The 10,225-nt window shown below is 70.5% G+C and carries 13 protein-coding genes; 10 read left to right on the forward strand and 3 right to left on the reverse strand.

Going from position 1 to position 10,225, the window contains the following annotated elements; translation table 11 throughout:
• Positions 1–146: 146 nt before the first annotated feature.
• The 9 genes from hisD to hisF are packed head-to-tail and all read left to right on the forward strand — an operon-like array spanning position 147 to position 6,172.
• Entirely contained in the window at positions 147–1,463 is a 1,317-nt protein-coding gene (gene hisD, locus AB0J09_RS42875; RefSeq protein ID WP_360704437.1) for a histidinol dehydrogenase, read from the forward strand.
• Positions 1,460–2,530: a histidinol-phosphate transaminase gene (locus tag AB0J09_RS42880; RefSeq protein WP_360704440.1), complete on the forward strand. Its 1,071-nt coding sequence runs from the start codon at positions 1,460–1,462 to the stop codon at positions 2,528–2,530. The genes hisD and AB0J09_RS42880 overlap by 4 nt, the downstream gene beginning before the upstream one ends.
• Positions 2,527–3,120 (forward strand): imidazoleglycerol-phosphate dehydratase HisB, encoded by a 594-nt coding sequence (gene hisB / locus AB0J09_RS42885; RefSeq protein WP_360704443.1) that lies wholly within the window; start codon positions 2,527–2,529, stop codon positions 3,118–3,120. Before AB0J09_RS42880 ends, hisB begins: the two co-directional genes overlap by 4 nt.
• The gene (locus tag AB0J09_RS42890; RefSeq protein WP_360704446.1) at positions 3,117–3,272 is read left to right on the forward strand and encodes a hypothetical protein; all 156 of its coding nucleotides are present in this window, start codon (positions 3,117–3,119) and stop codon (positions 3,270–3,272) included. The genes hisB and AB0J09_RS42890 overlap by 4 nt, the downstream gene beginning before the upstream one ends.
• Positions 3,269–3,901, forward strand: a complete 633-nt coding sequence (hisH, locus tag AB0J09_RS42895; RefSeq protein ID WP_360704470.1) for an imidazole glycerol phosphate synthase subunit HisH — start codon at positions 3,269–3,271, stop codon at positions 3,899–3,901. Before AB0J09_RS42890 ends, hisH begins: the two co-directional genes overlap by 4 nt.
• Before the next feature lie 28 nt (positions 3,902–3,929).
• Complete coding sequence (locus tag AB0J09_RS42900; RefSeq protein ID WP_360704449.1) at positions 3,930–4,259, forward strand: hypothetical protein; 330 nt, start codon at positions 3,930–3,932, stop codon at positions 4,257–4,259.
• The gene (gene priA, locus AB0J09_RS42905; protein WP_360704452.1) at positions 4,260–4,982 is read left to right on the forward strand and encodes a bifunctional 1-(5-phosphoribosyl)-5-((5-phosphoribosylamino)methylideneamino)imidazole-4-carboxamide isomerase/phosphoribosylanthranilate isomerase PriA; all 723 of its coding nucleotides are present in this window, start codon (positions 4,260–4,262) and stop codon (positions 4,980–4,982) included.
• Between the two features lie 21 nt (positions 4,983–5,003).
• Positions 5,004–5,414, forward strand: a complete 411-nt coding sequence (locus AB0J09_RS42910; RefSeq protein WP_360704455.1) for a Rid family hydrolase — start codon at positions 5,004–5,006, stop codon at positions 5,412–5,414.
• Positions 5,411–6,172, forward strand: a complete 762-nt coding sequence (hisF, locus tag AB0J09_RS42915) for an imidazole glycerol phosphate synthase subunit HisF (protein WP_360704458.1) — start codon at positions 5,411–5,413, stop codon at positions 6,170–6,172. The genes AB0J09_RS42910 and hisF overlap by 4 nt, the downstream gene beginning before the upstream one ends.
• 127 nt (positions 6,173–6,299) lie before the next feature.
• Here hisF and AB0J09_RS42920 read toward each other — a convergent pair whose 3' ends face one another.
• From AB0J09_RS42920 to AB0J09_RS42930, 3 genes are all read right to left on the reverse strand, one after another.
• Entirely contained in the window at positions 6,300–7,661 is a 1,362-nt protein-coding gene (locus AB0J09_RS42920; RefSeq protein ID WP_360704461.1) for a glutamine synthetase family protein, read from the reverse strand.
• Positions 7,662–7,723: 62 nt separating this feature from the next.
• Positions 7,724–7,885 carry a hypothetical protein gene (locus AB0J09_RS42925; protein ID WP_360704464.1) on the reverse strand — a complete coding sequence of 54 codons (162 nt, stop codon included), beginning with the start codon at positions 7,883–7,885 and terminating at the stop codon, positions 7,724–7,726.
• 193 nt (positions 7,886–8,078) lie between these two features.
• Positions 8,079–8,708, reverse strand: coding sequence for a TIGR03085 family metal-binding protein (locus AB0J09_RS42930; protein WP_360704467.1), 630 nt, complete (start codon positions 8,706–8,708; stop codon positions 8,079–8,081).
• A 115-nt stretch (positions 8,709–8,823) separates the two neighbouring features.
• On the opposite strand from AB0J09_RS42930, the gene AB0J09_RS42935 reads away from it, so the two are divergent.
• The coding region (locus tag AB0J09_RS42935; protein WP_360704472.1) for an ABC transporter ATP-binding protein at positions 8,824–10,225 on the forward strand (1,402 nt) is incomplete at its 3' end.

Here is a 10,225-nt window from a genome sequence, read left to right on the forward strand (position 1 = left end):
GCGGCGGCCGTGGGCGCGACGTCGGCGAGCGCCGCCCACGGCCGCCCCATATGTGACTCGCCGTACTCCGGCCTGGAACCCGGCGGCGGGCGTCCCGGATGGTGGACAGAACCTGATTCAGCGGGCGGACTCCGTAGACTGTACGGGTGATTTCCCGTATCGACATGCGCGGTTCTCTGCCGGAGAACCTGCGCGACGTGCTGCCCCGCGCCGAGCTCGACGTCGAGGCCGCCCTGGAGAAGGTGCGGTCCATCTGCGACGACGTGCGCCATCGCGGGGCGGCAGCCGTACGGGAGCTGACCGCCAGGTTCGACGGTGTCGAGATCGCCACCACCCGCGTCCCCGCCGAGGCGATCGAGCGAGCGCTGAGCGAGCTCGACCCCAAGGTGCGGGCCGCGCTGGAAGAGTCGATCAGGCGGGCCAGGCTGGTCCACCACGACCAGCGGCGCGCCGACGTCACCACCCAGGTCGTGCCCGGCGGCACCGTGACCGAGCGGTGGGTGCCGGTCGAGCGCGTGGGCCTGTACGTGCCCGGCGGCCGCGCGGTCTATCCGTCCAGCGTCGTGATGAACGTCGTGCCCGCTCAGGAGGCCGGCGTCGGCTCGCTGGCCGTGACCAGCCCGGCACAGCAGGCGTACGGCGGGCTGCCGCACCCCACGATCCTGGCCGCGTGCGCGCTGCTCGGCGTGGACGAGGTCTACTCGGTGGGCGGGGCGCAGGCGGTGGCCATGTTCGCCTACGGCACGGAGGAGTGCCCGCCCGCCACGATGGTGACCGGTCCCGGCAACATCTGGGTGGTGGCGGCCAAGCGGCTGCTCAAGGGCCGCATCGGCATCGACTCCGAGGCGGGCCCGACCGAGATCGCCATCCTGGCCGACGAGACGGCCGACCCGGTCCACGTGGCCGCCGACCTGATCAGCCAGGCCGAGCACGACACGATCGCCGCCGCCGTGCTGGTCACCACCAGCGTCGAGCTGGCCGACGCGGTCGAGAAGGAGCTGCCGGGCCAGGTGTCGGCGACCAAGCACTCCGAGCGCATCGCCGAGGCGCTGAGCGGCAGGCAGTCGGGCATCGTGCTGGTCGACTCCATCGACGACGGCATCAAGGTCGTGGACGCCTACGCGGCCGAACACCTGGAGATCCACACCGCGAACGCGGCGGAGATAGCCGGAAAAATCCGGAATGCCGGGGCGATCTTCGTGGGCACGTACGCGCCGGTGTCGCTCGGCGACTACCTCGCCGGCTCCAACCACGTGCTGCCCACCGGCGGCTGCGCCTGCCACTCCAGCGGCCTGTCGGTGCAGTCGTTCCTGCGTGGCATCCACGTCGTCGACTACACCCGCGAGGCGCTCGCGGGCGCGGCGGCCCATGTGTCGGTCCTGGCCGACGCCGAAGACCTTCCGGCCCACGGCGCCGCCATCCGTGCCCGATTCGACTGGCAAGTTCCCACGGAGACCGCGTGAACCTCGACGACCTGCCCATCCGAGACGACCTCCGGGGTAAGTCGCCGTACGGCGCGCCCCAGATCGACGTCCCCGTCAGGCTCAACACCAACGAAAACCCCTACCCGCCCTCGCCCGAGCTGGTCGCCGACCTGGCCGAGGCGGTCAGGGCGAGCGCCGGCGAGCTCAACCGCTACCCCGACAGGGACGCCACGGCCCTGCGCGCCGACCTGGCCGGCTACCTCGGCCACGGGCTGAGCACCGAGCAGGTGTGGGCCGCCAACGGCTCCAACGAGGTGCTCCAGCAGATCCTGCAGGCCTTCGGCGGCCACGGGCGCACGGCGATCGGGTTCGAGCCGTCGTACTCGATGCACCCGATCATCACCAGCGGCACCAGCACCGAGTGGATCTCCGCCAGCCGCGAGGACGACTTCTCGATCGACCCCGGCAAGGCGACGGCGGCGATCGAGGAGCACCAGCCCGACATCGTGTTCCTGGCCTCGCCCAACAACCCGACGGGCACCGCCCAGCCGCTCGAGACGATTAAGGCCGTGCTGGCGGCGGCCAAGGGCATGGTCGTGGTGGACGAGGCCTACGCCGAGTTCGCCCGAGAGGGCACGCCGTCGGCGCTCACCCTGCTGCCCGCCCACCCGAGGCTGATCGTCACCAGGACGATGTCCAAGGCGTTCGCCATGGCGGGCACCCGGCTCGGCTACCTGGCCGCCCACCCGGCCGTGGTGGAGGCGCTGCTGCTGGTGCGGCTGCCGTACCACCTGTCGACGCTCACCCAGGCGGCCGCGCGCGTGGCGCTGCGGCACCGCGCCGAACTGCTGGGTTCGGTCGACATGCTGCGGCGCGAGCGCGACGACACGGTCGCGTGGCTGCGCTCCAAGGGCCTGGCCGTGGCCGACTCCGACGCTAACTTCGTGCTGTTCGGGCGCTTCCCCGACCGGCACGCGGTGTGGGAGGGGCTGCTGGAGCGCGGCGTGCTCATCCGCGAGGTGGGTCCGCCAGAATGGCTGCGTGTGTCGATCGGCACCGGCGAGGAGATGGCGGCTTTCCGGGCCGCGTTGGAAGGAGTCCTGTGAGTCGCGTAGGCCGCGTCGAGCGCGTTACGAAGGAGACCTCGGTCCTGGTGGAGGTCGGCCTCGACGGCACCGGCCGGGTCGAGGTCGCGACCGGGGTCGGGTTCTTCGACCACATGCTGGCCCAGCTCGGCAAGCACGGGCTGTTCGACCTGACGGTCAAGACCGAGGGCGACCTGCACATCGACTCCCACCACACGATCGAGGACACCGCGCTCGCGCTGGGCGCGGCGTTCCGTGAGGCCTTGGGCGACAAGTCGGGCATCAGGAGGTTCGGCAGCGCGTCGTGCCCGCTGGACGAGTCGCTGGCCCAGGTCACCGTCGACCTGTCCGGGCGACCATACCTCGTGCACTCCGAGCCCGAGGGCATGGCGCCGATGATCGGCCACGACTACGACACGACGATGACGCGCCACATCCTGGAGTCGCTGGTCGCGCAGGCCGCGATCTGCCTGCACGTCCACGTCCCGTACGGGCGCAACGCCCACCACATCGTGGAGGCCCAGTTCAAGGCGCTGGCCAGGGCGCTGCGCGAGGCGTCCGAGCTCGACCCGCGCGCCACGGGCGTGCCGAGCACCAAGGGCGTCCTATGACCGACAACCTCATCGCCGGCGTGATGGTGTTCATCGGGCTGTTCCTCATCGGCGGCGTGTTCTCCCTGTTCAGGCAGGGACTCAAGATCGGTGCGGCCGTCTGCGCGCTGGGCGCGGCGATGGCGATCACGGCGGGAGTGCTGTGGTGGTGAAGAAGAACATCGTCATCCTCGACTACGGCTCGGGCAACCTGCGCTCGGCTGAGCGGGCGCTGGCCAGGGTGGGCGCCGACGTGACCGTGACGCCCGACTTCGACACCGCCCTCAACGCCGACGGCCTGGTGGTGCCGGGGGTCGGCGCGTTCGAGGCGTGCATGACCGGGCTCAAGAGCGTCTACGGCGAGCGGATCATCGGCCGCCGCCTGGCCGGCGGGCGTCCGGTGCTGGGCATCTGCGTCGGCATGCAGATCCTGTTCGCCCGGGGCGTCGAGCACGGTGTGGAGACCGAGGGCTGCGGCGAGTGGCCGGGCACGGTCGAACGGCTCGACGCTCCCGTGCTGCCCCACATGGGGTGGAACACGGTCAAGGCGCCCGCGGGCAGCGTCCTGTTCGCCGGGCTCGACGCCGCGACCCGCTTCTACTTCGTCCACTCGTACGGCGTGCGCGAGTGGGAGCTGCAGACCGGCGAAGGGTTCGCCGAGCCGATCGTCACCTGGGCCGAGCACGGTGTGCCGTTCGTGGCCGCCGTGGAGAACGGCCCGCTCATGGCCACCCAGTTCCACCCTGAGAAGTCCGCCGACGCCGGAGCCGTACTGCTGAAGAACTGGCTGCAGACGCTGTGAGCGCCTCGCCGACCGGATTCGGGACAGCATGAGCAAGGAGCGCGCGCGCCGGAGGGCCGAGCGGGAAGCGGAGCGGGCGCGCGCGATCCAGGCCAACGAGGAGCGGCAGGCGCGGCAGGCGCGCCGCCGCGCGCTCCTGGCCAGGCTGGTCCCGCGCCCGGTGCGGTTCTACCGCCAGGGCGGCCTGATCGCCCGCCGCCACCGCGCCCAGAACATCGTGCTCGGGCTCGGCTTCCTGTTCGTGCAGGCGATCGTCTGGCTGCTGTGGGGATCGATCTTCCTCAGTTTCGGCGTGTTCGTCTTCTCACTGCTGCTCGCGCCCGTTGTCATGACCCTCGCTTTCGACCGGAGGATCTGAATGTCGCTCGTATTGCTGCCCGCCGTGGACATCGTCGACGGCCAGGCCGTACGCCTGGTGCAGGGGGAGGCCGGGACAGAGACCGGCTACGGTGAGCCGCTCGCCGCCGCGCTGGCCTGGCAGGAGGCGGGCGCCGAGTGGATCCATCTGGTCGACCTCGACGCGGCGTTCGGCCGCGGGAGCAACCGCGAGCTGATCGCCGACGTCATCGGCAGGATCGACGTGGACGTGGAGTTGTCAGGCGGCATCCGCGACGACGACTCCCTGGCCGCCGCGCTGGCCACCGGCTGCCGCCGGGTCAACATCGGCACCGCCGCGCTGGAGAATCCCGACTGGTGCCGGAAGGTCATCGCCGAGCACGGCGACAAGATCGCGGTCGGGTTGGACGTGCGCGGCACCACGCTGTCGGCCCGGGGCTGGACCGAGGACGCCGGGGATCTGTGGGAGGTGCTCGACCGGCTCGAGTCCGACGGCTGCCCCCGCTACGTCGTCACCGACGTGACCAAGGACGGCATGCTCCAGGGACCCAACCTCGATCTCTACCGCCGGATCCTGGCCCGCACCGGCAGGCCCGTCGTGGCCAGCGGCGGTGTCTCCTCTCTGGATGACCTGGTCGCACTCGCGTCCCTCGTCCCCGACGGACTTGAGGGGGCCATCGTGGGCAGGGCCCTCTACGCTCACGCGTTCACACTGGAAAACGCGCTTGCCGCAGTACGCGGGTAGCTCTTGCCGGGAGGGGACGAGATGAGCGTTGGCATCTTCGGCATGGTAAGCACCGGGTCGCGGGTGTTTTCCGGCGGCATCTGGGAGGAAAAGTACGGCTACGCCCGCGCAGTCATTGTGGGTGATCGGGTGATCGTGTCCGGCTGCACGGCCACGGTCGCAGGAGAGGTGCGCCATGTGGGCGACGCCTACAAGCAGAGCCTGACCGCGATCGACATCGCACTGGAGGCCGTCACGACAGGCGGTCTGACCTGCGAGGACGTGGTCATGGTCCGTTACTATGTGGTGGAGCAGCGCCACTTCGACCTCGTGGGCCAGGCCCTCGGCGAGGTCTTCGGAAAGGTGCGCCCCGCCTGCACTGGAGTGAGGGTGGCCGGGCTGGTCGACCCTCGGATGCTGGTCGAGATCGAAATCGAGGCTGTTCGAGCATGACCGTAGCCGTAAGAGTCATCCCCTGTCTCGACGTGGACGCCGGACGCGTGGTCAAGGGCGTCAACTTCGAGAACCTGCGCGACGCCGGCGACCCCGTCGAGCTGGCCAGGCGCTACGACGAGGAGGGCGCCGACGAGCTCACCTTCCTCGACATCACCGCGTCGTCCGGCGAGCGGGAGACCATGCTCGACGTCGTACGCAGGACAGCCGAGCAGGTGTTCATCCCGCTGACCGTCGGCGGCGGCGTGCGCGCGGTCGAGGACGTCGACCGGCTGCTGCGGGCCGGGGCCGACAAGGTGTCCCTCAACACGGCCGCCATCGCCCGGCCCGACCTGCTCACCGAGGCGTCCCGGCGGTTCGGCGCCCAGTGCATCGTGCTGTCCGTGGACGCCCGGCGTGCGCCGGGCACCGCCAGCGGGTTCGAGGTGACCACGCACGGCGGGCGGCGTGGCACCGGGATCGACGCCGTCGAGTGGGCGGCGCGCGGCGAGGAGCTGGGCGTGGGCGAGATCCTGCTCAACTCGATGGACGGTGACGGCACACTCGACGGCTACGACCTGGAGATGCTGCGGGCGGTGCGTGCCGCGGTGCGGGTCCCGGTGATCGCCAGCGGCGGCGCCGGCCGCTTGGAGGACTTCCCTCCGGCGGTGGCGGCGGGCGCCGACGCGGTGCTCGCGGCCTCGGTGTTCCACTTCGGCACGCTCAAGATCTCCGAGGTCAAGGACGCGCTCCGGCTGGCGGGCCACCCGGTCCGCTGACCGCGTCGCCGGTGGCTGGGCGCGTGTCCGTCGTGATGCGGCGCCGCGACGTGCTGCGGCGTTGCATCGCTGCGCGGTGCCGTGTCGCGGGGCGGGGCCGCGCGCCCGTCAGCCGGGTGGCGACCCCTCAGAACACCCGCATGTGGTGGAACAGCTCGTACGCGACGTCCTTGGCCCCGAACGCCGCCGCCTCCGAACGTTTCACCGCCAGGTACGCGCTGCGCCGCAGCGGCCCCAGCGCCTCCATGAGCACCTCGTCGGCCTCCAGCGCGTCCAGTGCCTCGTCCAGAGACGAGGGCAGGCGCGTGTACTGGCCGGGCCGCGTGTCCGGGTCCACGTCCACGGCGGCTCCGGGGTCCAGCTTGCGCCGGATGCCGTCCAGGCCCGCGTGGATGACGGCCCCGAGCGACAGGTACGGGTTGGCGGAGGAGTCGGAGGGCTTGAGCTCCAGGTTGGGCTCGCCGGTCTCACCGAGGGGGGAGCACACGCGGATCGCGGCCTCCCGGTTGTCGGGCCCGTAGACGGCGTACGCGCTCGACCACGTGCGGGGCGCCAGCCGCCGGAAGCTGTTGACGCTCCCGCACGTCAGCGCCGTCAGGCCGGGCAGGTGGGCGAGCAGGCCGCCGATGAACCCGTCGCGCACCTCGCTCTCCTCGGCGAACACGTTCTGCGAGTCGTTCCACAGCGAGAGGTGCAGATGGGCCCCGTTGCCCGCCTGGTCGGCCAGCGGCTTGGGGGCGAGCGTGGCCCACATCTGCATGCGCAGGGCGACCCCGCGCACGGTCTCGCGGTAGAGGACGTGGTTGTCGGCGGCGCGCAGCGCGGGCGCGTGGCGTACGGATAGCTCCTGCTGTCCGGGCCCCAGCTCGGGATGGTAGTGCTCGACGCGCAGCCCCTGCTGCTCCAGGGCGTGGATGAGCTTGATCGTGTAGTCGTGAGCGGTGTCGAACCCGGCGTTCGCGTAGCAGAGTGAGTCGTCGAGCGGGATCAGCCGGTCGGGGCCGCCGGACGGGTCCGGCAGGCGGCGGCCGAGGGTGAACTCCGGCTCGAACGCCGCGACCAGCGTGTAACCCTCGGTGGCCAGCTCGGCGATGGCGTCCTTGAGGAAGGTGCGCGGGCAGGCCCCCCATGGCGTGCCGTCCGGCAGGCGCAGGTCCGACAGCATCGCGGCCGCACCGGGGGCGTGGGGCAGCGGGACGTACGTGGCGGGGTCCGGAACGATGCGTACCTCGCCCACCGGACCCAGGTGCTCGACGTCCTGGAGCTGGTCGAGCATGTTCATCGCCATCATGGCCACCGTGTGCCCGATGCCCGTGCTGAGCCGTTCGGCCAACCGCGACCGGGATGCCGCTTTGCCCCGGATCACGCCACCGTGGTCGGCGTAGAGAAAACGGATCAGCTCGATGCCCTCGAGCTCGGTTCGCTCGAGGATCCGCCGCGCATTGGGATCGAGCTGATTGATCTTGGTGCCGCTAGGGCGATCTCTCATCCTGCCTGCGTAACACGATCTGGCAGCGCGGGGAAGCATCTGACGCAGACAGGAAGCTCGCGTCAGGTCAGAACATTGGTAAAGAAGACAGCCAGTTGGTCGGCTCCGTGGAGAATTCCTACAAACACTCCGTTGACCGCCTCCGCGGCCTGGGCCGGCTTGGTGAAAAGGTAGAACACCACGAACGCGACAGCCACGTAGGTGAGCACCTTCTTGACCTGCATGGGGGCCTCCTGCAGTCCATTCCCAGCCGTATATACCCGGATCTGGGCGATCACTGGCATCTTCTGTGAAGATGTTCATGATCATAACCGGGGGGCTTCTTTCCTAGCCCATGGTACGGGCTAGAAGTCAGACGCGAGCCCCTACCACACCGGGATTTCTGCCGTAGGTGAGCCGGATCACCTGACAGATCGGCTACACGCCCAGAGGGGCGTCGCGGAGCCGGTCGGCGGCCTCGGGGTCGCCGGTCAGCTCGACCCTGGCGTGCCGCTGCCGCCCGAAGCAGAACATCAGCAGCTCAGCGGCCCGGCCCGTGACCTCCACCCTGGCACCTCCGCGGGGACCGCCGAGCACCACGCCGCCGCCGAGCCGGTGCAGCACCACGCCCACCGGCGCCCTGCGCAGCATCAGCCGGGCTCCCGAGGCGACGCGCTTCCAGATGAGCCGTTCGAGGTCGCCGGACAGCTCGCGAGGCTCCCACTCCGGCTGGGCGCGGCGGACGTCTTCGTGGTGGACGAAGTACTCCAGCGTGTTGACGGCGTCGTCGAGGAACGGCAGCAGCCCATAGACGCCGCCCGGCTTGCGCACCAGGCCGACCAGCTCGGGGTAGGGGTGCCTGGCCTTGAGGCCGTTCTGCACGGAGGCGGTGTAGCCCGCCAGGGGCTTGATCGCGATGCCGCCCATCGCGTCGGGCCTGCGCTCGCGAAGCACGAGGTGGGCGGCCAGATCGTAGGTGTTCCAGCCCGTGCAGAGCGTCGGCGCGTCGGGGCCGAGGCGGTCGAACAGGTCGCAGAGCGCGGAGCGTTCGTCGCGAGCATGAGTCACATGAGCAACCCTACCCGCGGGAATAACGTGCAGATCTGGAGTGATAGTGACTTAGGTACAAATGGCAGATTGAAGGGATCAGTTCCGCGTGGCGACCAAGGTCACCTCGGCCGTGATGCGTCAAGGGCTCCGCGTCCTTGGGGTGGCCATTCGCACAGAGAAGGCGGTATTCGCGCTCGCGGTACTGGCCAGCGGGCTCTACGGCGGCATGACCGTGGCCTCCGCATGGGCGCTCGGCTGGGCGACGCAGCACGTGGTGCTGCCCGCGTTCGCCCAGGACCGCGTCGCCTCAGGGGCGCTGTGGACAGGAACGTTCCTGATCCTGGGCGCGGCGTTGCTCAAGTCGTTCGGTGTGGCCGGGCGGCGCATCCTGGCCGGGGTCATCCAGTACCGCATGCAGGCCAGGTCGCGCAGGGACGTGACCAAGCAGTACCTGCGGCTGCCGCTGTCCTGGCACCATCAGCACCCGACCGGGCAGCTGCTGTCGAACGCCAGCGCCGACGCCGAGGCAGCCTGGGCGCCGCTGGCGCCGCTGCCGATGGCCGTGGGTGTGATCGTCATGCTGTTCACCGCGGCGATCGCCATGGTGTTCACGGATCTCATGCTCGCCTTGGTCGGTTTCCTGATTTTTCCGGCTATCGCCGTACTTAATCTGATTTATCAGCGGAAGCTCAGCCCGCTCGCCACCCGCGCCCAGCAGCTGCGCGCCGAGGTCAGCGAGATCGCGCACGAGAGCTTCGACGGCGCGCTCGTCGTCAAGACGCTCGGCAGGGAGGAGCTGGAGACCGACCGGTTCCGGCGGCGCGCCCACGAGCTGCGCGACGCCAACATCGCGGTCGGGCGCGTGCGCGGGCTGTTCGACCCGCTGCTGGAGGCCCTGCCCACGATCGGCGTGCTCGCGGTGCTCGCCGTCGGCGCGATGCGGCTGTCGGGCGGCTCGATCGACTCCGGCGGCCTGGTGCAGGTGGCGTACCTGTTCACGCTGCTGGCCTTCCCGATCAGGGCGCTCGGCTGGGTGCTGGCCGAGCTGCCGCGCAGCGTCGTCGGCTGGCAGCGGGTGCAGGCCGTGCTGGATGCGACCGGCTCCATGGAGTACGGCAGCGCCAACAGCGGGTCCTCCGCCCCGGCCGCACTGGAGGTCTCCGGCGTCTCGTATGCCTACGGCGAGGCCGAGGTGCTGCACGACGTCACCTTCGACGTGCCCGCCGGCCGTACCGTCGCCCTGGTCGGGCCCACCGGATCGGGCAAGTCCACGCTCGTGCAGCTGCTGGTCAGGCTCGTGGACCCCGACGCGGGACGGGTGCTGCTCGACGGCGTGGACCTGCGCGATCTGGCCTACGGCGGCATCGCCGAGTCGGTGGCGCTGGTGCCGCAGCAGACGTTCCTGTTCGACGACAGCGTGCGCGGCAATATCACGCTCGGGCTGGAGATCGGCGACGAGGACGTGTGGGCGGCCCTGCGGCTGGCCCAGGCCGAGGGGTTCGTCGCCAGGCTGGCCGACGGGCTCGGCACCCGGG

The sequence above is a fragment of the Nonomuraea sp. NPDC049784 genome (assembly GCF_040659615.1).
GTDB lineage: Bacteria > Actinomycetota > Actinomycetes > Streptosporangiales > Streptosporangiaceae > Nonomuraea.

Excerpts from the sequence above, each read along its gene's own strand:
- hisF (WP_360704458.1), top strand. The coding sequence starts at position 5,411 with ATGACCGTAGCCGTAAGAGTCATCCCCTGTCTCGACGTGGACGCCGGA.
- AB0J09_RS42900 (WP_360704449.1), top strand. The coding sequence starts at position 3,930 with ATGAGCAAGGAGCGCGCGCGCCGGAGGGCCGAGCGGGAAGCGGAGCGG.
- AB0J09_RS42925 (WP_360704464.1), bottom strand. The coding sequence starts at position 7,885 with ATGCAGGTCAAGAAGGTGCTCACCTACGTGGCTGTCGCGTTCGTGGTG.
- AB0J09_RS42920 (WP_360704461.1), bottom strand. The coding sequence starts at position 7,661 with ATGAGAGATCGCCCTAGCGGCACCAAGATCAATCAGCTCGATCCCAAT.
- priA (WP_360704452.1), top strand. The coding sequence starts at position 4,260 with ATGTCGCTCGTATTGCTGCCCGCCGTGGACATCGTCGACGGCCAGGCC.
- AB0J09_RS42890 (WP_360704446.1), top strand. The coding sequence starts at position 3,117 with ATGACCGACAACCTCATCGCCGGCGTGATGGTGTTCATCGGGCTGTTC.
- AB0J09_RS42910 (WP_360704455.1), top strand. The coding sequence starts at position 5,004 with ATGAGCGTTGGCATCTTCGGCATGGTAAGCACCGGGTCGCGGGTGTTT.